The organism is Dongia sp. P2_B8, assembly GCF_056404715.1.
Genome location: NZ_JBFUDM010000001.1, coordinates 791,294 through 815,746, shown reverse-complemented (window position 1 = coordinate 815,746; position 24,453 = coordinate 791,294). Strand labels below are relative to the sequence as shown.

The 24,453-nt window shown below is 59.5% G+C and carries 24 protein-coding genes; 14 read left to right on the top strand and 10 right to left on the bottom strand.

Annotated features, from left to right (window positions below):
• Window positions 1–116 precede the first annotated feature (116 nt).
• A complete protein-coding gene (gene moaA, locus AC1DWZ_RS03740) occupies window positions 117–1,142 on the top strand; it encodes a GTP 3',8-cyclase MoaA (RefSeq protein WP_477167518.1) in 1,026 nt (341 codons plus the stop codon).
• 3 nt (window positions 1,143–1,145) lie between these two features.
• Here moaA and AC1DWZ_RS03735 read toward each other — a convergent pair whose 3' ends face one another.
• Window positions 1,146–1,709, bottom strand: a complete 564-nt coding sequence (locus AC1DWZ_RS03735; RefSeq protein ID WP_477167517.1) for a molybdopterin-guanine dinucleotide biosynthesis protein A — start codon at window positions 1,707–1,709, stop codon at window positions 1,146–1,148.
• 113 nt (window positions 1,710–1,822) lie between these two features.
• Here AC1DWZ_RS03735 and AC1DWZ_RS03730 point away from each other — a divergent pair, with 113 nt between their 5' ends.
• Window positions 1,823–2,602, top strand: a complete 780-nt coding sequence (locus AC1DWZ_RS03730) for an NAD kinase (protein WP_477167516.1) — start codon at window positions 1,823–1,825, stop codon at window positions 2,600–2,602.
• A gap of 70 nt (window positions 2,603–2,672) precedes the next feature.
• Here the strand turns inward: AC1DWZ_RS03730 and AC1DWZ_RS03725 are convergent, their stop codons facing one another.
• Window positions 2,673–5,561: a beta strand repeat-containing protein gene (locus AC1DWZ_RS03725; RefSeq protein WP_477167515.1), complete on the bottom strand. Its 2,889-nt coding sequence runs from the start codon at window positions 5,559–5,561 to the stop codon at window positions 2,673–2,675.
• 400 nt (window positions 5,562–5,961) lie between these two features.
• On the opposite strand from AC1DWZ_RS03725, the gene AC1DWZ_RS03720 reads away from it, so the two are divergent.
• Together AC1DWZ_RS03720 and AC1DWZ_RS03715 are read left to right on the top strand one after the other, a co-directional pair.
• Complete coding sequence (locus AC1DWZ_RS03720; RefSeq protein WP_477167514.1) at window positions 5,962–6,729, top strand: response regulator; 768 nt, start codon at window positions 5,962–5,964, stop codon at window positions 6,727–6,729.
• A complete protein-coding gene (locus AC1DWZ_RS03715; RefSeq protein WP_477167513.1) occupies window positions 6,726–8,729 on the top strand; it encodes a hybrid sensor histidine kinase/response regulator in 2,004 nt (667 codons plus the stop codon). Before AC1DWZ_RS03720 ends, AC1DWZ_RS03715 begins: the two co-directional genes overlap by 4 nt.
• A gap of 27 nt (window positions 8,730–8,756) precedes the next feature.
• Here AC1DWZ_RS03715 and AC1DWZ_RS03710 read toward each other — a convergent pair whose 3' ends face one another.
• Window positions 8,757–9,650, bottom strand: a complete 894-nt coding sequence (locus tag AC1DWZ_RS03710; RefSeq protein ID WP_477167512.1) for an N-formylglutamate amidohydrolase — start codon at window positions 9,648–9,650, stop codon at window positions 8,757–8,759.
• Window positions 9,651–9,759: 109 nt separating this feature from the next.
• On the opposite strand from AC1DWZ_RS03710, the gene argE reads away from it, so the two are divergent.
• Window positions 9,760–10,920 (top strand): acetylornithine deacetylase, encoded by a 1,161-nt coding sequence (argE, locus tag AC1DWZ_RS03705; RefSeq protein WP_477167511.1) that lies wholly within the window; start codon window positions 9,760–9,762, stop codon window positions 10,918–10,920.
• 11 nt (window positions 10,921–10,931) lie between these two features.
• On the opposite strand, the gene AC1DWZ_RS03700 is transcribed toward argE, so the two are convergent.
• Both AC1DWZ_RS03700 and AC1DWZ_RS03695 read right to left on the bottom strand, forming a co-directional pair.
• Entirely contained in the window at window positions 10,932–11,282 is a 351-nt protein-coding gene (locus tag AC1DWZ_RS03700; RefSeq protein ID WP_477167510.1) for a hypothetical protein, read from the bottom strand.
• An 11-nt stretch (window positions 11,283–11,293) separates the two neighbouring features.
• On the bottom strand, window positions 11,294–12,268 hold the full coding sequence (locus AC1DWZ_RS03695) for a DMT family transporter (protein WP_477167509.1): 975 nt from the start codon (window positions 12,266–12,268) through the stop codon (window positions 11,294–11,296).
• A gap of 263 nt (window positions 12,269–12,531) precedes the next feature.
• Here AC1DWZ_RS03695 and speB point away from each other — a divergent pair, with 263 nt between their 5' ends.
• On the top strand, window positions 12,532–13,518 hold the full coding sequence (speB, locus tag AC1DWZ_RS03690) for an agmatinase (RefSeq protein ID WP_477167508.1): 987 nt from the start codon (window positions 12,532–12,534) through the stop codon (window positions 13,516–13,518).
• A gap of 24 nt (window positions 13,519–13,542) precedes the next feature.
• On the opposite strand, the gene AC1DWZ_RS03685 is transcribed toward speB, so the two are convergent.
• A complete protein-coding gene (locus tag AC1DWZ_RS03685; protein WP_477167507.1) occupies window positions 13,543–14,466 on the bottom strand; it encodes a DMT family transporter in 924 nt (307 codons plus the stop codon).
• A gap of 230 nt (window positions 14,467–14,696) precedes the next feature.
• Here AC1DWZ_RS03685 and AC1DWZ_RS03680 point away from each other — a divergent pair, with 230 nt between their 5' ends.
• The 8 genes from AC1DWZ_RS03680 to AC1DWZ_RS03645 all read left to right on the top strand — a co-directional run bounded on the left by AC1DWZ_RS03680 (window position 14,697) and on the right by AC1DWZ_RS03645 (window position 21,123).
• A complete protein-coding gene (locus tag AC1DWZ_RS03680) occupies window positions 14,697–16,004 on the top strand; it encodes an NAD(P)/FAD-dependent oxidoreductase (protein WP_477167506.1) in 1,308 nt (435 codons plus the stop codon).
• A 10-nt stretch (window positions 16,005–16,014) separates the two neighbouring features.
• Window positions 16,015–16,431: a phosphoribosyl-AMP cyclohydrolase gene (gene hisI, locus AC1DWZ_RS03675; protein WP_477167505.1), complete on the top strand. Its 417-nt coding sequence runs from the start codon at window positions 16,015–16,017 to the stop codon at window positions 16,429–16,431.
• A 128-nt stretch (window positions 16,432–16,559) separates the two neighbouring features.
• Entirely contained in the window at window positions 16,560–16,754 is a 195-nt protein-coding gene (locus AC1DWZ_RS03670; protein WP_477167504.1) for a hypothetical protein, read from the top strand.
• Window positions 16,755–16,818: 64 nt separating this feature from the next.
• Window positions 16,819–17,445, top strand: coding sequence for an arylformamidase (gene kynB, locus AC1DWZ_RS03665; protein ID WP_477167503.1), 627 nt, complete (start codon window positions 16,819–16,821; stop codon window positions 17,443–17,445).
• Entirely contained in the window at window positions 17,442–18,683 is a 1,242-nt protein-coding gene (kynU, locus tag AC1DWZ_RS03660) for a kynureninase (RefSeq protein WP_477167502.1), read from the top strand. The genes kynB and kynU overlap by 4 nt, the downstream gene beginning before the upstream one ends.
• 94 nt (window positions 18,684–18,777) lie before the next feature.
• Complete coding sequence (locus tag AC1DWZ_RS03655) at window positions 18,778–19,020, top strand: Lrp/AsnC ligand binding domain-containing protein (protein WP_477167501.1); 243 nt, start codon at window positions 18,778–18,780, stop codon at window positions 19,018–19,020.
• Between the two features lie 38 nt (window positions 19,021–19,058).
• Window positions 19,059–20,384 (top strand): ABC transporter substrate-binding protein, encoded by a 1,326-nt coding sequence (locus AC1DWZ_RS03650; RefSeq protein ID WP_477167500.1) that lies wholly within the window; start codon window positions 19,059–19,061, stop codon window positions 20,382–20,384.
• Between the two features lie 76 nt (window positions 20,385–20,460).
• Window positions 20,461–21,123, top strand: coding sequence for a haloacid dehalogenase type II (locus tag AC1DWZ_RS03645; protein ID WP_477167499.1), 663 nt, complete (start codon window positions 20,461–20,463; stop codon window positions 21,121–21,123).
• Here the strand turns inward: AC1DWZ_RS03645 and AC1DWZ_RS03640 are convergent.
• From AC1DWZ_RS03640 to AC1DWZ_RS03625, 4 genes are read right to left on the bottom strand one after another with little or no spacing between them, the layout of a single operon-like run.
• Window positions 21,120–22,067 carry a branched-chain amino acid ABC transporter permease gene (locus AC1DWZ_RS03640; protein WP_477167498.1) on the bottom strand — a complete coding sequence of 316 codons (948 nt, stop codon included), beginning with the start codon at window positions 22,065–22,067 and terminating at the stop codon, window positions 21,120–21,122. The genes AC1DWZ_RS03645 and AC1DWZ_RS03640 overlap by 4 nt on opposite strands.
• The gene (locus tag AC1DWZ_RS03635; RefSeq protein ID WP_477167497.1) at window positions 22,067–22,957 is read right to left on the bottom strand and encodes a branched-chain amino acid ABC transporter permease; all 891 of its coding nucleotides are present in this window, start codon (window positions 22,955–22,957) and stop codon (window positions 22,067–22,069) included. Before AC1DWZ_RS03635 ends, AC1DWZ_RS03640 begins: the two co-directional genes overlap by 1 nt.
• A 10-nt stretch (window positions 22,958–22,967) precedes the next feature.
• Window positions 22,968–23,672 carry an ABC transporter ATP-binding protein gene (locus AC1DWZ_RS03630; protein ID WP_477167496.1) on the bottom strand — a complete coding sequence of 235 codons (705 nt, stop codon included), beginning with the start codon at window positions 23,670–23,672 and terminating at the stop codon, window positions 22,968–22,970.
• Window positions 23,659–24,435: an ABC transporter ATP-binding protein gene (locus AC1DWZ_RS03625; RefSeq protein ID WP_477167495.1), complete on the bottom strand. Its 777-nt coding sequence runs from the start codon at window positions 24,433–24,435 to the stop codon at window positions 23,659–23,661. The genes AC1DWZ_RS03630 and AC1DWZ_RS03625 overlap by 14 nt, the downstream gene beginning before the upstream one ends.
• Window positions 24,436–24,453 lie beyond the last annotated feature (18 nt).

Genomic DNA, 24,453 nt, shown 5'->3' with positions numbered 1-24,453 from the left:
CAGACCCCGGTTTCCCGCGGTTTCGACGGGCGCCCGGCGCATGGCTGGACCAGCATGGTTAAATCCCTGTCGGTTTTGAGGAGGAAATATCCCGAGGAGCACCCTATATTCGATGCATGAACAGCCCGCTCGCCAGTTCCAGTGCCCCGATGATCGACCCCTTCGGTCGCAAGATCAGCTATCTGCGCGTCTCAGTGACGGATCGCTGCGACTTCCGCTGCGTCTATTGCATGGCCGAGGACATGACCTTCCTGCCCAAGGCAGAAGTCTTGAGCCTTGAGGAACTAGACCGGCTGTGCAGCGCCTTTGTCGGCCTGGGGGTCAAAAAGCTCCGCCTGACAGGTGGCGAGCCGCTGGTCCGCAAGGGGATTATGCAACTCATTCGCAACCTTTCGCGGCACCTGGAAACAGGTGTTTTGGAGGAGCTGACCCTTACCACCAACGGCAGCCAGCTCGGGAAATACGCCCAGGAACTGGCCGACTGTGGCGTCCGCCGGGTCAATGTCTCGGTGGATTCCCTCGATGCCGACAAGTTCACCCGCATCACCCGCTGGGGCAAGCTGGAGCCGGTGCTGGACGGCATCGCCGCTGCCAAAGCGGCCGGCATCAAGGTCAAGCTCAACACGGTCGCCCTCAAAGGCGTCAACGACGATGAGTTCTATCGCCTGGTCGAATGGTGCGGCGAGAACGGCCACGAGATCACCTTCATCGAAGTGATGCCCATGGGCGATATCGGTGGCGAGAACCGGGTCGACCAGTTCTATCCGATCTCGCTCCTGCGCAGCCATCTGGCCAAACGCTGGACCCTGCAGGAGAGCGGCCATAACAGCGGCGGCCCAGCGCGGTATGTGACGCTGGGCGAGACCGGCCAGCGGGTCGGTTTCATCACCCCGCTCACCCACAATTTCTGCGAATCATGCAACCGCGTGCGGCTCACTTGCACAGGTACGCTCTATATGTGCCTGGGCCAGGACGATGCCGCCGATCTGCGGGCACCGTTGCGCCAGAGCGAATCAGACGAGCTGTTGCTGGCCTCGATCCGCGAGGCGATCAATCGCAAGCCGAAAGGCCATGATTTTATCATCGACCGGCGGCATAACGGCCCGGCGGTTGAACGCCATATGAGCGTTACGGGCGGTTGATCTTCAGTCGATGATGACCTGATGGCAGAATTTCTTGCCGTCGGAAATGGTCACCTGGTTGAACCCCAGCAATTTCAGCAGATCGAAGAACGTCGCCTCTTCCGGCTGGGTATTCTGCTGGAAGAAGGGGGTCGACCGGGCGATCAAGGTCATGCTCGCGAACAAGGCGCGGGCGCGGTAGATGGTGTCGAGCGAGCCATCATGGAGACCGGTGATGATCAGCTTCTGCGCATCGTCGCCCTTGGCAAAAATCGCATAGTCCGGGGCATATTGGCCGGAGACCAGTTGCCGTGCCATGCCGATGACGAAGCCTTGCCGCCGGATCTTGTCGCTATCGGGCAGCGTCACAACCCGGCTGGTGTAATGCTCCACTGTCTCCGGCGTCGGGTAATAATAGCCTTCATGATGATCGCCGACCTCATCCTCGCCGGTGATCTCAAGGGCGATGGGCTGCTGTCCGGGATCTTCCTGCACGACCTGCGCATGGGCCGGCAGCGCCACCAGGGCCGAACCCGTCTGGACCGCAGCAACGATCCCACAAAACAATGCCAAGTCGACCCAACGCATCGCAGCCCCCAATCGCCCCAATTTGTGGCCTAGACTGCAATTTGCGAGCGGCTTTGGCAAGCGCCGCCACCCTCGCTATACTGCCGCCGCCCGCAGACCGGAGCCAGAATACCTTGAACAAGATCAATACCGTCCCGAGCATCGCCTTCGTCGCCGCCGAATCGCCCGATGCCAGGGCCGCTTTCGCCGACCTTTCGTCCCGATACGGTGCCGGCGACCCGACCCAGGCGGATGTTGTCGTGGTTCTAGGTGGCGATGGCACCATGCTACGCGCACTCCACGACACCATGAACCGCCGTGTGCGCATCTTCGGCATGAATTGCGGCACGGTCGGGTTCCTGATGAACCGCTACGACACCAACGGCCTGGTCGAGCGCATCCAGCGAGCGGAACAAGTCATTCTCCATCCATTGCAATTGACCGCGAAGACCAGCGACGGCCGCGAACAGCGCCTGGTGGCGATCAACGAAATTTCGCTGCTGCGCGAAACGGCACAAGCCGCCAAGATCAGCATTGAGATCGATGGCCGCGAGCGGATGAACGAGCTGGTGTGCGATGGTGTGCTGGTGGCAACGCCTGCTGGCAGCACGGCTTATAATCTGTCGGCCCACGGTCCTATCCTGCCGTTGGCGTCCGGCGTCCTCGCCTTGACACCGATCAGCGCATTCCGGCCGCGCCGTTGGCGCGGCGCCATCCTGCCACAGCGCGCGAAACTCCGCTTCATCATCCGCGAACCGGATCGCCGCCCCGTGAGTGCCACCGCCGACTTCAACGAGATCCGCGAAGTGACCGAGGTGACGGTCTGCCAGGACCAGAACACTGCGCTCTCATTGCTGTTCGACCCAGAACATCATTTGGAAGAGCGCATCCTGCAGGAGCAGTTCCAGGCGTAACGCGGAAACAGCCCTGCCGGTTGGCAGATTGACGCCAACCGGCAGGGCTGCGTTCCATCCGTTTAGATCCTTAGGTATGCGTGATTTGGGTCATGGGATCGGAAACCAGATCCGAGAGGCTGTCGATGGCCCCGGTCCCGATGCCCGTAAAGGTGACCGTGCCACCATTCATCAGATATAGCACAATATCCTTTCCTGCGCCGTAATCGACGACGCCGGCAGCGATGTCCTCAAACTCGCCCCAATTACCATCGCCATCACCATCCCCAGACATGCTGAAATCAAGCTTGTCCATGGTCCCGTCAAAGTCGGTGATGATATCGTTGGCCAAAAGAGCGCTGCCACTCGTGCCTCCAACAAAGCCGAACGTGTCAGCACCGGCGCCACCCGTCAGTATGTCATTTCCGTCTCCACCCGCCAGATAATCGTCTCCCCCGTTTCCAACAAGAATGTCGTTACCACCGTTACCGGAAAGAATGTCCTTACCTGAATTGCCTGTAAGGGCGTTGATCCCTTCGTTGCCGTGTATGAAGTTCCCGGACGCATCAGCTGTAGCATTCAAATTTGCTGTCCCAAGGAGATAGAGTCCTTCAACATTGTCCCATATATTCGCGACGGAGAAATTTACATAAGCAACGTCATTACCTTCGCCGGACGCTTCAACGATGCTGTCGCCAGCATTATTTAAGTGATAATAGTCGCTGCCCTTGCCACCTGCAAAAGTGTCGTTGAACGCACTCGACCAGATCTGATTGTTGTCGTCGGTACCCGTGAAGTTCACGACTGACGCAGCCTTGCTGAAATCATAGTCTTCGACATTTGCGAAACCGTGCGACAGCGCGATCGTCGAAATAACCTTGTCAATTCCCTGACTCGAATTTTCCACCGCGACGTCGCCAACATTATCAACATAGAAGATGTCGTGGCCGTCTCCGCCCGTCATCGTGTCGGCACCCAGGCCACCATCGATAATGTTGTTGTTGGCATTTCCAAAGATCATATTGTTGAGCGCGTTGCCCGTGGCCTTGACCACCATTCCGGCCAGATACAAATCTTCGACATTAAGGAGCGTCGCCAGGCTGAAATCAGTGGTGGCAATGACCTTGTCATGCGTACCTTCACCGGCGAGCTCGGTGATCTTGTCGCCGGCATTATCGACATAATAGGCGTCGTTACCGGCGCCGCCCTTCAAAGTATCGGCACCGGCCATGCCATCCAGCGCATTGTCCAATGCATTGCCGATGATGATATTGTTCAGATCATTCCCGGTACCGGCCATGACGCCGGACTGAATGGTCAGGTTTTCGATATTGTCCGCCAGAGTGTAGTTTACACCGGCAAACACTGTGTCGATGCCTTCGTTATCTTTCTCCACCACCTTGTCGCCGGGATTGTCCACGAAATAGGTGTCGTTACCTTTGCCACCCTGCATGGTATCGGTGCCGCCTTTACCGTCGAGAATATTGGCACCATCATTGCCGGTAAGCGTGTTGCTGACGGCGTTGCCGGTGGCATTCAGCGCGGTGGTTCCGGCCAAACGAATATTTTCAATATAGGCGCCGTAATTGGCAAGGTCGGCACTGAAGGTCGTGACGATCGTGTCCGTGCCTTCCCCGGTATTCTCGATAACGACATCCTGCACACTGTTGAAGTAGTAGGTGTCGTCGCCCTTGCCGCCGGCCAGCTTGTCAATGCCCGTGCCGCCTTTGATCACATTGGCGAGATCGTTGCCTGTGAAATTAATGGCAACCGCCAATTTGCTGAAGTCATAATTTTCGACATCGCCGAACGCAGTGGCGAGAGCGATCGAGCTGACGATCGTGTCAGTTCCCTGACCGCTCGATTCTGCGACCGTATCAGCGAGATTGTCGACATAGTAGGTATCGTCGCCAAGACCGCCCGCCATCTTGTCAGCACCAGCGCCGCCGTCGATGATATTGTTCTGACTGTTGCCGTTGATCGTGTTGCCCTGGGCATTCCCGGTCGCCTTGATCGCTGAACCCGTCAAGGCAACGTGTTCTACATTGGCGAGTGCTGCCAGGCTGAAGTCGATCGAGCTATAGACCACATCCGCGCCTTCACCGGCGTACTCGACCACTTTGTCGCCGATATTGTCGACATAATAGATGTCGTCGCCAGCGCCACCCTTCATGGTATCGGCGCCCGCCCCGCCATCAAGCTCATTCTTTCCTTCATTGCCGATAAGGATATTTTTGAGCTCGTTTCCCCAACCGATGATGTCGCCAGCGCCAGCAGCGAGCGTCAGGTTCTCGACATTGCTGGACAGGGCGTAGTTGGTCGTGCTGATGACCGTGTCGACCCCTTCATTGGCTTTCTCGATAACGCCATCGAAGAAATTGTCGGCAAAATAGGTGTCGTTGCCCTTGCCCCCGGCCATGGAGTCGACACCACCCTTACCGTCCAGGATATTGGCGCCGTCATTACCCGTCAGGGTGTTGCTGACCGAATTGCCGGTGGCATTCAGTGCGCCGGTACCGAGCAGGTGGATATGTTCCACATTGGCGTAATTGGCGAGATCCGCGCTGAAGGTGACGGCGATCGTATCCGAGCCGCTGGCAGCATTCTCGAGCACCACGTCGTTCGCGCTGTTCAGGTAATAGGTATCGTGCCCTGTGCCGCCTGCCAGCGTGTCGACTTTGGCCGTACCAATGATCACATTGTTGAGGCTGTTGCCGGTGAAATTGACCGGCCCGACCACTTTGCTAAAATCGTAGTTCTCGACATTGGCAAACCCGCTTGAGAGAGCGATCGTCGAGATGATCGTGTCGGTGCCGGCGGCGCCCGCTTCGGTGACCGCATCGCCGAGATTGTCGACGTAATAGACGTCGTCGCCAAGGCCGCCTGCCATGATGTCGGCTCCGGCGAGACCGTTGATCGTGTCATTGAGAGCGCCGCCCGTGAGAAAATCGGTACCGCTAGAACCGAGAATGCTGGCCACTTTATCCTCCAAAACCGGACCGCCCGAGAGGCGGGCCCTTGCTGTTTCCGTTGAGCTGGAAACTAGGAGGGTGATGTTTCTGTCGGATTTCGCCGGAAGCGGTTTTCCGTTTCAATTGTTTCAAAAAGTGGATTTTTTGTGGAATTTGGATGATCGAACGTGATTTTCATCACATGTTTCGTCCAATCGCACCGCTTTCTTGTGGTTTTTTGAAGCCTGCAGGATGGTCGAGGCAGCGCGGCGGTCATAATCGCGATCGTCGCAAGGCGAATTCAGCCTTCAGTATTTCTCCATATTATCAATAGGTTATCAGGATTTCGGACGATGCTGTCATGATGATGGAATCTCCGTTTATCCGACTGTATCTTCGGTGCGGGGGGACTCGTGGCTGTGGGGATTTATGCGTGAAATCGCCGGGACTGTGTTCCGTCAGATCATCGTCGTCGATGACGAACCCGGTCTGCGCGACATGGTCGGGGAATATCTATCGAAACATGGATTTGCCGTCCGCACTGCGGAAAGCGGCAAAGCGTTGGACGAGCTCCTCACCGAGCTGTCGGCGGATCTGGTATTGCTGGATGTAAATCTGGGCGCGGAAGATGGTTTTGCGATCGCCAGGCGGTTGCGCGCCAGCGAGCCGGACATCTCGATTATCATGCTGACTGCGATGGGAGAAGTCATCGACCGAGTGGTCGGCCTCGAGCTTGGCGCCGATGACTATGTGACCAAGCCCTTCGACTTAAGAGAATTGCGCGCTCGCATACAAAGCGTCCTTCGGCGCAGCGAAGGTGCAAGAAGATCTCAGTCCCTTGAAGGCGCGCCAACTGAAGAAAAGGCCTCTCAAGGCATTCCTTTCGGCGCCAAGTGCCTCGACCTGGCCAAGCGCTGCCTTGTCGATCGCCATGGCAAGGAAGAAAAGCTGACAGCAATGGAGTTTGACTTGTTGCAGGCCTTTGCCCGCAATCCCAACCGTGTCCTGACCCGGGAACAATTACTGGATCTCGCCCATCAGCGCGGCTTGGATCCATTCGACCGCAGCATCGATATCCGCGTGACTCGTATCCGCCGCAAAATCGAAGAACAACCCGACAAGCCTCAAATTATCAAGACCGTCCGCGGTAGCGGCTACATCTTCCTTCCGCTCAAGACCACGGGAACCAGCGCATGACTGAAAAGCTCGATCAGGTCACGGCCGGCACTCTCCAGGCCGACGATGTGCCGTTTCGCGCGCTTCTCGACGCCATTCCCGCCCGCGTTTATTTCGTAGGGCCAGATGGTCGCCATCTCTATGCCAACCAGGAATACGCCAATTTTCTTGGGCGACCGATGTCGGACATTCTCGATCACACTGGCCAAGAGGTTTTCGGTGAACCCGCCTGGCGGCAGTTAGGCCCCTTGGCCGACAGGGCCATGGCGGGTGAAACCGTCCGCTGGGAGGGCTGGTTGACCTTCCCGGCAGGCGAGCGATATACGCAGCGGGTCTATTCGCCGCATTGCCGGCCCGATGGTTCAGTTTCCGGCTATTTCGTATTTGTACGCGACATCACCGAGTTGAAGGCTCAAGAACGCGAGCTGACAAAAAGTCTCGAAGAGCTCCGTAAAAGCGAAGCCATCAAGGCCGCGATAGTCGATTCGGCGCTCGATTGCGTGGTCGTGATTGACGAAGACGCGAATGTCGTCAGCTTCAATCCGATGGCGGAAAAGACTTTCGGCTACGCAAAAGCCGAAGCGATTGGCCGGCCAATCGCCGAACTCATTATTCCACCGCATTTGCGGGACCGGCACGCTGCCGGCATCGCCCGGTACCTGAAGACCGGTGAAGCCACCGTCCTCGGTCGCCGCGTGGAGATCGAGGCCATGCGCGCTGATGGCAGCATTTTTCCGGTCGAGTTGGCGATCTCCGACGTCAAGACGGCGGGTGCCCGCCTGTTCACAGCCTATCTGCGCGACTTGACGCAAGTGCGCCAGGCAGCAGAAGAAATCGAGCGCCAGCGCGAAGCGTTGCATCAAAGCGAGAAGCTCGCAGCCCTCGGCTCGATGTTGGCCGGCATYGCACATGAATTGAACAATCCATTGTCCATCGTCATCGGGCATGCCCTGATGCTGGATGAAGAAGCAAGCCAGGAGGGCTCCAGCGTCCCCCTGGCCAAGATCGCCGAGCGCGCAGCAAAGATACAAGACGCCGCCGAGCGTTGCGGCCGGATCGTGCGCACCTTCCTGTCCATGGCGCGTCAGCACAAGGCACAGCGACAAGAAACACATCTGGCTTCGCTGATCGAGGGCGCTGTCGAACTTCTTGCCTACGGCTTGCGCACGGGCGGCATCGAGACGACCTGCGACATTCCCAAGGACCTGCCACCGCTCGTCGCCGACGGCGATCAGCTTCATCAGGTCTTCGTCAATCTCGTCATCAATGCCCAGCAGGCTTTGCATGATGCGCCCATGCCGCGGCTGCTGACCGTGAAAGCGCGACACGACGAACGCAGGCGAGAGCTTGTCACCACGATCACCGACAATGGACCGGGCATACCAGACGCCATCCGCAATCGAATCTTCGATCCGTTCTTCACGACCAAGCCGGTTGGCGTTGGCACCGGCGTCGGACTTGCCATTTCGCGCGGCATCGTCGAGGCGCATGGTGGCACGCTGACCTTGCTCACCGCGGAAGGCAGGGGCGCCACATTTGAAATACGTCTGCCTCTCGGGGAAGTCGGCAGTCATGTTGCCGGAACAAATGGCACCGGCGGTATCAAAGACGATCCGAAGGAGCCACTTATTCGCCGCCGCGCACTGGTTGTGGATGACGAAGAGGGCATCGCCTCGGTACTTTCGGAAATCCTTTTGCGTGATGGCTTCCATTGTGACATCGCAGGAAACGGCCGTGAGGCACGGGCCCTGCTGACGAAATCACCGTCAGGTTCGACCTCTTACGATGCGGTGCTTTGCGACCTGCGCATGGCAGAGGAAGATGGGCCGACATTTTTCAGCTGGCTGCAGCGGGAACGTCCTGAACTCGTCAATCGTATCGCTTTCGTGACCGGCGACACCCTTGGCCCGGCCGCCAGCCGTTTCATCGCGGAATGTGGACGGCCGGTCGTCGACAAACCTTTCCAACCGTCCGAGATCCGGCGGCTGGCAGCTGCACTAGCCGCAACGACAGATATCTAACCTGTCCGGCGGCGGTCGGCGCGAGGCTCAGCCCGGTAACGTCGCAGCATCAGGGTTGCCAACCTGCTCGTTCGCGAAGGCGCAGATGTCGGCAATGAGCTTGTCGATATTGGCTTTCAGCGCGCTGAATCCATGATGCTTTTCAATCCGGTCCTCATCCATATAGAGGCCACGATTGACTTCGATCTGTAGGGAATGGCGACCTTCCAAGGGGCGCCCGAAACGCTCGATCAATTCGGCGCCCTTGAAGGGGTGATTGATCTGCACGGAATAGCCCATGCCCTTGAGCCGCACCGCCACGAAGTCGGTGAAGGCGGGATCGCAGCTCTCTCCTTCCCGATCGCCGAGCACAAAATCGTCGCGTGGAATGCTCTTGCCTTGTTGGCGACCGGTAGTGCGCATGGAATGGCAGTTCACATGCCAAACCGCGCCATAGGTTGCAACCCGCGCGTCCAGCATAGCTTCCAATTCGGCATAGTAAGGGCGGTGATAGCTTTCGATCCGCCCCATGATTTCCATCACGGTCAGGGGTCGATCGTAAATATGCACGCGGCCCTTGATGAGCCGGCGGATGAGGCCCAACCCCATCTCCGACTTTTCGCTGGCTCGGACCGGCCGCGGCCATGGCTCGCTCAGCATGTCGATATCGATCTCGTCCTCATGCCGGTTGGGATCGATATAGGCGCGTGGGAACAAGGCCTTCAGGAACCCGGCGCCGGCGCCGGGTGCGTCTTCATAGAGATCGTCGACAAAGGCGTCCTCAGCGCGCCGCAACATTTCCCGCGGCACGACATGGTCGAAATCGCCGGGATAGTCGTAACCGCTATGAGGTGAATCGAACACCACAGGAGCGGGTTTGACACCCTCCTCTGGCTCATAGCGGACAAGAATGCCCGGCAAATGTGTGGTGCCTTGCGCCAAAACGATCCCCAGTCATCCTTGCCATTCTGTGCTTCCCCGGTATGCTTTCCCTATCGGTTCGTCAATACTGCTTTGAAATCGACCGTCGGTTATCCTTGGGAGTTCTATCTTGGCGCCACGCCCGCAAAGCCTCGACCTCATCCGCCGTTTGGTGGCGTTCGACACGACCAGTCGCAATTCGAACCTGGAACTGATCGATTTCCTGCGCAATTACCTCGACGATCACGGCATCAAGAGTGAACTCATCGCCGATGTGACCGGCCAGAAGGCCAATCTTTATGCCACCATCGGCCCGGACGACCGTGCTGGCTACGCCTTGTCCGGTCACACCGATGTCGTGCCGATCGATGGCCAGGATTGGTCGAGCGATCCATGGACGGTGAAGGAAACCGACGAACGCCTCTATGGGCGCGGCACCACCGACATGAAGGGCTTCCTCGGCGTCGTTCTCGCGGCAGTCCCGGAGCTTGCCAAGCGCAAGCTCACAACGCCTGTTCATTTACTTTTCTCCTACGACGAGGAGGTCGGTTGCCTCGGCGTTCGCCGCGCGCTTGAGGTGATCAAGGATATGCCGGTGAAACCGAAGGGTTGCGTCATCGGCGAACCGACCTCGATGAAGGTCGCCATCGCCCATAAGGGCAAGACCAGCCTGCGCTGCCATGTGCACGGCCTGGAATGCCATTCATCGCTCGCCCCTAAAGGCGTCAATGCGGTGGAATATGCGGCCGAACTTATCAGCTATCTTAAACGCATGGGTCGACGCTTTGCCGCACAAGGCCCCTATGACCACGATTACGACGTGCCCCATACCACCGTCCACACCGGCATCGTCAAAGGCGGGACGGCGCTCAACATTGTGCCCAAGGATTGCAGTTTCGATTTCGAGTTCCGTTATCTCCCCGTCCAAAACCCGGCCGATCTGGTGGCCGAGGTAAAGCGCTTCGCCGATGAGGAGCTGGCTAAGGAGATGCGCGCTATCAACGGCGAGTGCGGCTTTTCCTGGCAACCGATCTCTGCCTTTCCCGGCCTCGATACGGCGGAAGATGCCGACATCACGGTGCTGGCCAAGGCGCTGACCCAGGCCAATGGCACGATCAAGATCGCGTTTGGCACGGAAGGTGGCCTCATTCAGCAGATCGATATCCCGACGGTCATCTGCGGCCCGGGGTCAATCGAACAGGCCCACAAGCCCAATGAATGGGTCGCACTCGACCAGATCGCGCAATGTGAGGCGTTTCTGGAACGGTTTGTTGCAAGAGTGAGCGCCTAAACGCCCTCTCCCTACAGGCTATGTTTCTTGCGCCAATCGACCGGATAAAGCGCATAGCAGACGATCGCCTTTTCACCTTCATAGGTGATCGGCGTCTTTTCCGGCAGCCAGATGACATCGCCGGGGCCAGCTTCAATGACGCCACCCGGATGCTTCAAGCGAAACCAGCCTTCGATGACGATGATCATTTCGTCATAAAGCACTGTCCAATCGATCGAGCAGCCATCGAACTTGGCAATGCCGACGCCCATCGTGCTGGAAAGATCTGGTCCGACGAGGCGGCTGATTTCCGCCGTGCCCGGCGGTCCGCCATAGGCTTCGAACCTCATCTCGGCGCGCTTATAGTGTTTCACGTCCGCCATATCGCTCTCCTTCAGGTCAGGTGGGCAGATTGCAGCGCAGGATCCGGTTTCTTCGATTTCAGCATCTGCAGTTCGGACATCACGATACCGGCGATGACGAGAATGCCGCCGATGATCTGCATGAAGGTCGGCTGCGTGCCGGTGATCGCGAATATGCCGATGGACACAACCGGCACCAGATTGAGATAGAGGCTCGCAACCACGACGCCCGTGCGTTTCACGCCGAAGTTCCATAGATAGACACCAAACGCAACCAGAACGATGGTCATCCAGGCCAGGACAAACCAGTCCGTGACCGTTGCCGGCAAGGGTGGCGGGAAATGTGCGAGGCCCAGCATCGCAGCAACGGTAAAGATGACAACCAAGCCTACGCCACCGGTACTCATCGTGACGGTGGTGATGCGCAGTTGCGACCAACCGAGGCACCATTTCTGCGCAGCGCTCGAGTACCATGACCAGCAGCCAAAGGCGGCGACCATCAGAACTTCACCGCCGCGGAAATCAAACATGGCTCCCGCCCCGAAATGCACCGTGGCCAGGGCGCTGCCGACAATAGCCAATGCAATGGCCGGCAACATGCGCCGATCGACGGGGGCCCTGAACACAAGGCGATCCACGACAGCGGCAATGGCCGGTGAGGTCGCGCTCAAAATCGCGGCGGTAATCGGGTTGCAATGATAGACGCCGATCGTAAAGAGCGTCGCATAACAGCCAATGCCGATGATTCCCAGCGGCCAAATTCGCCAATCCCCACCTTCCCCGGCCCCACCTTCCCCGGCCCTACCTTCCCCCGCGCCGTCCACCGAAGGTTGGCGACGCTCCAGCAGCGATAGAGCCGCCCACATGACCGGCAAGGCACCGATATAGCGGAAGGCTGCGAGAAAATAGGGATCCCAACGCTGCAGCAGATGGGCCACCGCGGGCACCATCGTGCCCCAGAGCAATGCAAGCAAAGCCAAGCCGAAATAGCCGATCCATTTCGCCATGATTTGGTAACAATCCGACTCGAGGTTGCTGGGAAAGCGCTGTCAAAATCATGGCTCGACACTATCTGAAAGCTTGCTTATGGTCGTCACGCTTGTGATGCGGAGCGACCAATTCATGAGCTGGGCCATGCGAGACAGAACCACATAAGAGACCACCCGCATAGACGACCACTGGGGGAGACCCCCAGCACGCCGGAAGCGAACCTAGGCGACCATTAGGGGAGACCCCTAAATGATGAAACCCCAGGATACGGATTTTTTCCATGCATGAAGATGCAATCGACGACAGCGATATCAAGATCGATGGTGCGATATCGCGCAAGAGCCCCTATGGCCTCGCCTACGAACCGACCTTTGCCGGCGTGCTGTCTTTCATGCGCCGCAACTACAGCAAGAACCTGAAGGGTGCGGACCTGGTGATCAGCGGTGTTCCCTTGGATCTTGCCGTCACCCATCGGCCCGGCGCGCGCCTAGGACCGCAAGGCATTCGCCTGGCATCAGCCGAAGTTGCCAGCCTGAAGCCATATCCTTGGGGATTCGATCCGTTCGAGAATCTTGCCGTGATCGACTATGGCGATTGTTATCTCGACGTTCACAATCCGATGACGATCCATGATGCGATCGTCGACCATGCCCGCCATATCTTGAAATCCGGCGCACGCATGCTGACCTTCGGCGGCGATCATTACGTCACCTATCCGCTGCTGAAAGCCCACGCCGAGAAATTCGGCAAGCCGCTGTCGCTCATTCACTTCGACGCTCATTGCGACACCTGGGCCGATGACGCGCCGGACTCGCTCAACCATGGTTCGATGTTCTACAAGGCTGTGAAAGACGGCCTCATCGACCCCAAGCATTCGGTCCAGATCGGCATCCGCACCTGGAACGACGATTTCATGGGCATCAATATCCTCGATGCCGCCTGGGTGCACCGCCATGGCACGGACGCGGTCATTGCGGAAGTGAACCGGATCGTCGGCGATCGGCCCGCCTACTTTACCTTCGACATCGACTGTCTCGACCCGGCCTTTGCGCCTGGCACGGGGACGCCGGTGTCAGGCGGCTTGTCCGCCGCGCAAGGACTGGCCATCATTCGCGGCTTCACCGACCTCAATCTGGTCGGGATGGACGTGGTTGAAGTCGCACCCGTCTATGACCAGAGCCAGATCACGGCGTTGGCAGCAGCCCACATTGCCTGCGATCTCATCTGTCTGTTCGCCAAGCGCAAGGCCGACGGCAAGTTGAAATAGGCAGCAGACTGCAAGCGCGGCCCTTTACGTCAAGACCAGCGGGCGCCGTGCTTGCAGGATGCGCCATTCGGAATAGACGATGCCCACCAGTACCAGGACCCCGCCCATGAGTTGCTGTGTGGTCGGGTGCGCACCTTGCAGCAGCACCAGGATGGCAATCGCCACCACAGGCGTGAGATTGATGTAGAGCGACGCGGTCACCACGCCTACGGCGCGGACGCCAGCATTCCACAGTATAACGCCCATCACCATCACGGTGACGATATACCAAAGCAGGCTGAAGCCTTCGATCGGTGCCTGTGGCCAAGCAGGCGGGAACGTGGCGCTCCCGGTCATCGACAGCACCAGATAGAGCGCCGTCATAGCCAGGCCTGAAGTCGCCATCGTCACAAACGTGATGCGGACCTGCGACCAGTCCGGACACCAGCGCTGCGCCACTGTCGAATACCAGGACCAACAGATCACTGAGAGCAGGATCAACACTTCGCCACCGCCAAAGCTGACGCCATTTCCTCCGGCGCCGGGATCAACCGATGCCAAGGCGCAACCGGCCGCACTGGCAATGAGGCCTGGCACCATCAGCCGGTTGAATGGCAGCCGGAAAAAGACGCGATCGGTGACGGCTGCAACAGCGGGCCCGGTCGCCGTGACGATAGCAGCCAATACCGGGTCGCTGAACTGGACACCGACCGTGTAGAGCACGGCAAAGCCGCCATTGCCTAAAATACCAAAGGTCCATATCCGCCAGGCAGCAACATGTGTCGGCTTTGGCCGACGCCGGTCCGTCCACTGCATCAGAAGCCACAAAAGCGGTGCCGCGCCCAACGAACGCACCGCGACCAGGAAATAGGGATCCCAACGCACCAGCTGGTATTTGGTCAACGGGATCATGCCGCCCCAGAAGAGGGCAACCAGCAGCAGCCCACCGACACCCATCCAGCGCCCCATTATGCCCCCAAAAGCCCACAACCGCCCCAGCTTGGGGTGCGGCACTGTCCCAGAGACACCGCAAGCCCGTCAATCGCTACCGCCGCATGCCGACTGTGTTTCCCTGGCATGGCCACCAAGAACGGGCATGGCCCCCAAGAATGGCCATTTCGGACATGGCGGCAATTGACAGGCTCGGCCGCAGGCTCGACATTCGCTGCCACTGCGAAGCCGCACCCTAGGAGATAGTCTTGGATCAACCGAACGCCCTCCCCGCCTCTGCCGACGTCGTGATCATCGGCGCCGGTATCCAGGGTTGCGCCAGCGCCTATTACATGGCCCAAGCGGGCATGAAGGTTGTGCTGATCGATAAATCCCGTGTCGCCGGCCAGCAGAGCTCGCGCGCCTGGGGGTTCGTGCGGGTGCAGATGCGCGACCCCGATGAGATCCCATTGATGGTTGCCGGCAAAAAGCTATGGCGTGGCCTTGAGGCAGAACTCAACACGGACCTCGAATGGAATGAAGGCGGCGCCCTCTATGCCAGCGGGTCGGCCGCCATCATGGCCTATCGCGAGAAATGGTTCGAGACGGCACGGCCGTTCGGCCTCGATACGCGGTTGTTGAGCGCCGCCGAGATCGCCAAGCGGCTGCCAGGCCTCGCCACACCCGTTGTCGGCGGCCTCCATACGGAAAGCGATGGCCACGCCGAGCCACGCAAGGCGGCCCCTGCCTTTGCCCAGCGCGCGCGTGAACTGGGTGCTATCATCCTCGAAGGCTGCGGCGCGCTGGAAATCGAAACTGCCGGCGGACAGGTCACCGGTGTCGCGACGGAATGGGGCCAGGTGAAGGCCAAGACCGTCCTACTTTGCGCCGGGGCCAGTTCGTGGCGTCTGCTGAAGAAACTGGGTGTGCTGCTACCGCAATCCTATGTCCGGGGTTCCGTCGCTCGCACCAACATCCTGCCGCATGTCACCGAGGCCGCTTTTGTCGGCGACGGCATCGCCTTCCGCAAGCGGCGCGATGGTTCCTTCAACATCGCTTCCAGCATGCATGGCGATGTCGACGTCAGCCTGGATCACTTGCGCCTTACCTCCTGGTACTGGAGCGCCTATCTGGACAGCGCCAAGGGCCTCACGCTGCATGTGCCGGGCCCGTTTCTCAAAGATATCTGCCAACGGATGCCCTGGCGCGCGGAAGCACGCCATTTTGCGATCCATGAGCGCGAACCAATGATTCATCCGCAACAGGAGCGGCTGCAAAATGCCGCGCGCTTGCTGGAGCGTGCCTTTCCCGGCATCGGTCGCGTCGGCATCGCCGAGCAATGGGCCGGCAATATCGACACGTTGCCGGACGGTATTCCGGTGCTCGATACGCCGCCGGCGATCCCTGGGCTGATCGTGGCGACGGGTTTCTGCGGCCATGGTTTTGCACTGGGGCCGATCGTCGGTAAGACCATGACAGCCTTGGCACAAGGGACCCAGTCAGAATTCAACCTGCGGCCCTTCCGCCTGTCGCGCTTTGCCGAGGGTGATGTGAAGCAACCTCTCTCGATCTGGTGAGGAAATAGTCGTGACAGAATCGATCGCCGAATTGACCACCGCAACCGCGACCTTCATCGATGGTTTGACCTTCGATGCCGACGGACTGATCCCCGCCATCGCCCAGCAGCATGACAGCGGCGAAGTCCTGATGATGGCGTGGATGAACCGGGACAGTATCCGCGAAACGCTCCTCGGCGGTCGCGTGGTCTATTGGTCGCGCTCAAGGAAGGCGCTTTGGCGGAAGGGCGATACATCGGGCCAGGTGCAGCGGTTGATCGAGCTACGCGTCGATTGCGACCAGGACTGCTTGCTGCTGCTGGTCGACCAGATCGGCGTGGCCTGCCATACCGGCCGCCGGAACTGCTTTTTCACCGCCATACGGGACAACAATCCCATTGTGGTCGCAGATGTCGTCGTCGATCCGGCAAAACTCTATAAAGCTTGAGCTCAATGCATCAGGCTTAACAGGTTGTTAAACGCTTGGGGCTAGATCATAAAACGACGGCAACAGGTTGATGTTGCACAGGTTGACGTACCGCAGTTTGACGTTTCACTGGCCGTCGGAGAAGGACAATGTCCCGCAAGGAGAATGAGCAGCGCGCGCTCGATATCGTCGCCGGTCGTGGTGACGCTCCCGACGCTGGCGGTTCCAAACCAGGAAAATCCGGCCTCGGCATGATAGAGCTTGCTGGTATCGCCCTATGGCTGCTGGTCTTGGTCGGCGGCGCCTTGATTGCGGTCTATCATTTCGTGCTGGCGCCAAAATAGGCTGACTTGCCGACACGCGTTCCCTCGCCTAGGCTCTCCTGCCTATCACAAGCCCTGGCGACGCATGCTCTACGACATTTCCCAGACACTCCGTAACGACCTGCCCGTTTGGCCCGGCGATACAAAATTCGATCTTCGCCGCACCTGGGCCATGGGCCCCGGTGTCCCGGTGAACGTGTCGGCCTTCACCCTTTCGACTCACAGCGGCAGCCATGCCGACGCGCCGTTTCATTACGATGCCGATGGCATCGCCATTGATGCCGTTGATCCGTCCATCTATCTCGGTCCGGCGCAAGTGGTCGACGCGCGCCGTGCTGAGGGTGTTGTTACCAGCGACCATGTCCTGCCGCAGCTGCAGCCTGGCATCACGCGCATCCTCATCCGTACCTACAATCAAGCGCCACAGCAGACATGGGACGAATCCTTTGCCGCCATTGCAGCAGCCTTGGTGGAAGATGTCGCCGCAAAGGGCGTGCGGCTGATCGGTGTCGATACACCGTCGCTCGACCCGCAGACGTCAAAGACGATGGAGGCACATTTGGCGGTGGCGCGCCATGGCCTAGCCATCTTGGAGGGGTTGGTGCTCGATGCCGTTCCCTTCGGGATCTATGAACTGATTGCCCTGCCCTTGAAGATCGCCGGTGCAGATTCAAGCCCGGTTCGCGCCGTTCTCCGGAGTCTTTCAAGATGAGTTTGATCGATCGCGCCCACTGTCTGGCGCTGGATGCCCAGGATCCGCTGGCCTTCACCCGCGCCCGTTTCGATTTGCCCGACGGGACCGTCTATCTGGATGGCAATTCACTTGGCGCACTGCCGAGAGCAACCGCCGGCCGCATCAACGACGTCATTCGTACGCAATGGGGCCGCGACCTCATCACTGGCTGGAACAAGCATGGCTGGGTCGACCTGCCGCGCCGCCTCGGGGCGAAACTTGCCAAACTCATCGGCGCCGCGGCGGATGAAGTGGTCATTTGCGATTCCACCTCGCTCAACGTGTTCAAGCTGCTAAGTGCCGCCTTGTCCCTGCGCCCGGACCGGCAGGTCATTCTCTCCGATACCGGCAATTTCCCGACTGACCTCTACATGGCGCAGGGATTGGCACAGCTGCTGGGCAAAGCGCATCGGCTGGAGCTGGCAGCGCCAGAGCATGTCATTGATCGGATCACACCCGACGTTGCCGTGGTGATGCTGACCGAAGTCGACTACCGCACCGGCCGCAAGCATGACATGGCGGCGATCAACGCCAAGGCCCGTGCGGCCGGTGTGCTGACATTGTGGGATCTCGCCCATTCCGCCGGCGCCCTGCCGGTCGACCTCAACGGCACCGGCGCGGATTTTGCGATCGGCTGCGGCTATAAATATCTTAATGGCGGACCAGGTGCGCCGGCCTTTCTGTTCGTGGCCTCGCGCTGGCTCGATGCCACTCAACAGCCCCTGTTCGGTTGGTTCGGCCACGCGGCACCTTTCGCTTTTGAAACGACTTACCAACCGAAGACCGGCATCGACCGCTTTCTGGTGGGCACCCCACCCGTCCTCAGCATGGCGGCGCTGGAATGCGGCCTTGCCACCTTCGACGATGTCGACCTCACCCTCCTTCGCCGCAAATCTATCGCCCTGGGCGATCTGATGATCCAGCTCGTGGCACAGGAATGCGCGGGCCTCGGCCTGACCCTTGCCAGTCCGGCAGATGGCACCCAGCGCGGCAGCCAGGTCAGCTATGCCCACCCCGAAGGATATGCCGTGATGCAGGCCCTGATCAGCCACCGGGTGATCGGGGATTTCCGCGCGCCGGACCTGATCCGCTTCGGCTTCACCCCGCTCTATACCCGCTACCAGGATGTCTGGGACGCCGTTGCGACCCTGAAAACCGTACTGTCGACCGCAGAATGGCAGGAACCGGCCTTTAGCCGCCGCGCTGCCGTCACCTGAGCCACGCGCACCCATCTGACTTGCGGGGCTGGATTTTGGCCGCCGGGCGGGGCAACATGCGCCAGGATCGACCAGGATATGGGAGTTAAGCTTCATGCGGCCAATTTTCGTCATGGTGAAATGCGATCCAGGCAAGTCCTATGACGTCGCCGAAAAGGCGCTCGATTCCGTCCAGCAGATTGCCGAGCTCTATTCCATTTCCGGCCAGTATGATCTGCTGGTGAAATGCTATCTGCCCAGCGACATGGATGTCGGCCGCTTCGTGACGTCGGAGCTGCAGACCCTGCCCCATGTCAAGGATACGCTCACCATCATCACCTTCAACGCTTTTACGTAATCCAGAACAATCGCCACAAGGACAGGGGGAACTTTGACATGACCACCAGGATCTCGCTCATGAAGCGGGTAAGCATCGCGGCACTTTTGGCGTCGGGTCTCACCCTCGCCGCCTGCGGCGAGAAAAAGGAAGAACAGGCAGCCGCCGGCAACGAGACAGCAACGGCACCCGCCGCGGCTACCAATGAAGCTGCCACGACAGCGGCGGCACCAGCTGCAGCACCGGCCGGCGACACCAAGGTGGGTATCCTGTTCGATGTGACTGGGCCCATCGCCAGCTTCATCCCGCCGATGATGGATTCCGTGAAGCTCGCGGAAAAGGAAATCAATGACGGTGGCGGATTGCTGGGCGGCAAGATGGTGACCGTGATCGGCGACACCACCGGTTCCACCCAGGGTGCCGTTGACGCCGCGACCAAGCTGGTCAATGTCGAGAATGTCCCCGTCGTGGTGGGCGCCCTGATGTCCGGTACGACGCTGGCAGCCGCCAATGCCGTCACCATTCCGTCGGGCGTGCTGCAGATTTCGCCGACCGCGACGTCGCCCGACTTCACGACCTTGGACGACAAAGACTATGTCTTCCGCATCGTGCCGTCGGACGCTTATCAGGGTGTCGTGCTGGCGAAACTGGTGCTCGATCAGGGTATCAAGAAAGTAGCCCTCACCTATGCCAACAACGACTACGCGACACCTTTGGCGACCGGGTTTGCCGCGGCTTACAAGGCTGGCGGCGGGACTATCACCGCCGAGGTTAAGCATGAAGAGAAGCAGCAGAGCTATGCGGCTGAACTCGGCACGCTTGCCAAGGACAAGCCCGAAGCCTTGGTGCTGATCGCTTATGCTGGCGATTCCGGCACCACCATCGTCAAGGAAGCGCTGGAGAACGGTCTCTTCACCCGCTTCATCGGCACCGACGGCCTGCGCGATAACAAGCTCATTGAGCAGATCGGTGCCGACAACCTCAAGACCTCCTTCTTCACATCGCCGTCCGCACCGGAAAGCGATGCGTCGAAAAAATTCGAGGAACTCTATACCGCTGCCTATCAAAGCTCGAAGGACAAGATCTTCATCGGCCAGACCTATGATTCCGTCATGCTGGCCGCCCTTGCCGTTGAGAAGGCCGGCTCAACCGATCGCGTCAAGGTTCGTGATGCGCTCCGCGAAGTCGCCAACGCACCGGGCGAGAAGATCCTGCCCGGTGAATGGAAGAAGGCCAAGGAGTTGATCGATGCCGGCAAGGATGTCGATTATTCCGGCGCCACGGGCGAAATGGAATTCGACGCCAATGGCGACATTCCAGGCGTCATCGGCCATTTCGTGGTTGATGGTACCGGCTACAAGCAGGTCGGGTTGGTGACGCCGTAAATCGCAAGGCACTGAATACGTTATGGCCCGTGGTGATCTGATCGATCGTCGCGGGCCATTTTCTTGAGGAACATCGATGGCGCTCAAGGCAATCCTGTTCGACGCTTACGGAACCCTCCTCGACATCCATTCGAGCGTTGCGCGCCATAGCGGCAGGGTCGGTCCTGCGGCTGCGACGGTGTCGGCTTTGTGGCGGCAGAAGCAGCTGGAATATACCTGGACGCTAACGCTTGCCGGTCACTATCGCCCCTTCGATGAGCTAACTGCCGAGGCGCTCGATTTCGCGCTGGCGCAGCATGGTCACACCGATCCAGCCCTGCGTCAGGCTCTGTTGGCGAGCTACCAGGAATTGGTGCCGTTCCCTGACGTGGCGACGGCATTGGTTGAACTGAAGGCGACGGGCCGCGCTTTAGGCATCCTCTCGAATGGCACATCCAGCATGCTGCAGGCAGCCCTCACTGCCGCCGGCATTGCCGATCTGCTGGACCCAGTGCTATCGGTTGACGTGCTTCGCCTCTACAAGCCGGATCCGCGTGTTTACGCCATGGCCGCCAAGAGTCTGAATCTGCTGCCGCACGAGATCGGTTTTGTCTCGTCCAATGCCTGGGATGCGATGGGCGCGGAAAGCTTTGGCTTCCAGGTGTTCCAACTCCGGCGGCAGGTGACCCCGGAGGAGTATCGCTTATCGGACAAGACAATAGAAATCGGATCCCTCGCGGAACTCATCGGCAGGGTCTAGCTATCGATCCGGCGCGGTGGCCTTTCCGGCAACACGCCCTTGGCGAAGCGCTGCAACACCACGATCAACATCACGCCGATGAGCAAAGCCCGCATATAGGACGAACGCGTGATCCATTCTGCCGGCAGCCGGTTGGTCAACAACTCGGTGCCCGACCAGATCAGCCAAACGAGGCAGGCACCCAGCAAGGCGCCCCGATTGTTGCCGCTGCCGCCGATGATCAGCATGACCCAGACCAGGAACGTGGTGAGCAGCGGTTCCGTGGCGCTGGAGCCGATGAACTTGAAATACATGGCAGAGAGTGCGCCACCCAATCCCATAACCATGGCACCAATGACGAAGGCTTCGAGACGAAAACGCACAACGTCCTTGCCAATCGCGGCAGCTGCCAATTCGTTGTCGCGGATTGCCCGCATTACACGTCCCCATGGGGACGCCCAGGCACGCTCGGCAGCGAAATAAAGGACCAAGACTACGCCCAGGACAAAGGCAAGGAAGACCAGATTTCCCCAGGGCTGACCCAGGCTTTCAAACGGCCGCGGCACGGTGGAGATTCCCATCGTGCCATTGGCCAGCCAATCCTCGTTCTTCAGCACCAGGCGAATGATCTCGGAAATGCCGATCGTCGCCATGGCAAGATAATCGCCTTTGAGGCCGAGGCAGATCCGCCCGATCGGCCAGGCAATGAGGCCCGACAGCAGCATCGCAATCGGCAAAGCCAGCAATGGCGACCACCCGAACCCACCCAGATAGTGCGGGCTATCCGGCGAGGTAAGAATGGCGGTGGTATAGGCACCGACCGCGAAGAAACCGGCAATGCCGGCATTGAACAGGCCGCCAAATCCCCATTGCAGATTGAGCCCCAGGCACAACACACCGTAGATACCGATCATCGTTGCCAGCGAGATGGCATACATCAGGAGACCGAAGAACTGCATGTCCATCACAGCACCCGGCCCTTGAAGATGCCCGTCGGTCGCCAGACCAGCATGCAAACCATGACAAAAAATGCAACCGCGTTCTTATAGGCCGGCGCCACCAGCGGGTCGTCACCGATCCAGGGATACGTTGCCACTTCCTGCGCCACGCCGATCGCCAGTCCACCGAGGATGGCGCCATAAGGCTTGCCGATACCGCCCAGGATCGCCGCAGCAAATAGCGGCAGGAGCAGATCCCAGCCGACACTGGGATGCAGTTTTGAATTAATCCCGGCAAAGACACCCGCCGCTGCCGCGAGCCCGCCACCGATGAGCCAGGTCCAGCGCACGACTCTCTCTGTATCGATACCGGAGATCCGCGCGAGATCAGCATCGTCGCTCATGGCCCGCATCGCCTTGCCCATGCGGCTGTGGCTGAGGAACCCATGCAGGGACGCGGCAATGGCGATCGACACAGCAATGATGATGATATGCTTTTGCGCCATGCGGAAATCGCCGATCAGCTGAATCGGCTTGCGAATACCTGTTTCGTAGTTCTGAACATCGACGCCCCAGAACAACTGAATGAGCGAACGGACGACCAGCATGACGCCGAAGGAGGCGATCACGATGATGATGCCGGGGCTGCGCCGGAACGGCTTATAGACCACCCGGTCGATCGCCACGCTGGCAAGCGCACCGCCGACGGCCGCCATCGGCAAGGCGAGATAGACCGACCAGCCAAAACTGGCGACCAGGCTATAGGCGAGATAGGCCCCCAAGGTCATCACGTCGCCATGGGCAAAATGGGCAAAACGCAGAATGGCGAAGATCAGCGAAATTCCAACGGCCCCCAGCGCATAGATGCAGCCTACGGCTATGCCGGGGAAGAAATAGAGATTGCAGAAATCAGCCAAGGCTTCCAACTCAACCACCCAAAAATGACTGACCGATTTCGGGATTGGCGAGCAGAGTGTCGGCCGTCCCGGTAAATCGGTTGCGCCCCGTCGCCAGCACATAGCCACGATGGGCAATGGCGAGGGCCTGCCGCGCGTTCTGTTCCACCAGCAGAATGCCGATACCGGCCTTGTTCACAGCGATAATCCGATCGAAGATCTGCTCCATTACCAGTGGCGACAGACCCGCCGTCGGTTCGTCCAGCAGCAGCAGTTTGGGTTCTGTCATCAAGGCGCGGCCGACCGCCACCATCTGGCGCTGCCCACCTGAGAGCTCACCCGCCGGCTGGCCGGCCTTTTCCTTGAGGATCGGGAACAGCGTGAATACCTGTTCCATCACTCGCGCCTGTGCCGCGGGCTTCAGGAACGCGCCCATTTCCAGATTCTCGCGCACTGTCAGCGTACGGAAGACATTGCGCTCCTGTGGCACGTAACCCATGCCATACGCCACCAGATCGTTGGGTGCGGCGCCGGTGATATCCGTGCCATCCAGGATGACTTTCCCGGCGCGCAGATTGACGAGGCCGAAAAGCGCCTTCATCGCCGTCGATTTGCCGGCACCGTTCGCCCCAATGATGACCACAATCTCATGCGCCTCGACGACAAGATCTATCCCGTTGAGGATGTCCATGCCGCCATAGCCGCCGACCATGCCGGTTGCATCAAGCAGCGCCATGACCGACCTTTCCGCCACCGAGATAGGCTTCGATGACGTCGGCGTTCGCCCTGATTTCCTGCATTGAGCCCTGCATGAGTACGCGGCCCTCCGCCATCACGATCACCGGTGAACACAGGCGCGCGATCAGGTCCATATCATGCTCGATGACGAAGAAGGTATAATCGTGATCGCGATTGAGCCGTTCGATTTCGCCGGCGATCTCGGAGAGCAAGGCACGATTGACCCCGGCGCCGATTTCATCGAGCAGCACGACCTTCGGCTGCCACATCATGGTGCGCGCGAGCTCGACCAATTTCTTCTGGCCGCCGGAAAGATTGCCGGCCAGTTCATGTTTCACATGATCGATCCGCAGCTGGGTCAGCACCTCTTCCGCGCGGGCGCGGATCTTGCCCTCCTCCGCCCGGACAGCGGACCAGCGCAGCCAGGCATTGAAGACACGCTCGCCGGACTGCCCGGCCGGCACTGCCATCAGATTTTCCAGCACGGTCATGCGGCCGAATTCATGGGCGATCTGGAAAGTGCGCGCGAGCCCCTTGCCGAACAGCCGATGCGCTGGCCAGCCGGTGACGTCCTCGCCATCGAGCTTGACCGTTCCCTGATCGGGGGACAGCAGCCCGGCGATAATGTTGAATAGAGTCGATTTGCCAGCGCCATTCGGCCCGATCAGGCCCGTGATCGAACCCCTGGCGACCTGCAAGCTGCAGCCATCGACGGCACGAATCCCGCCGAAGCGCTTGACGATGTTGTCTACGATGATCATGCCCGTTGCTTGAAGCAG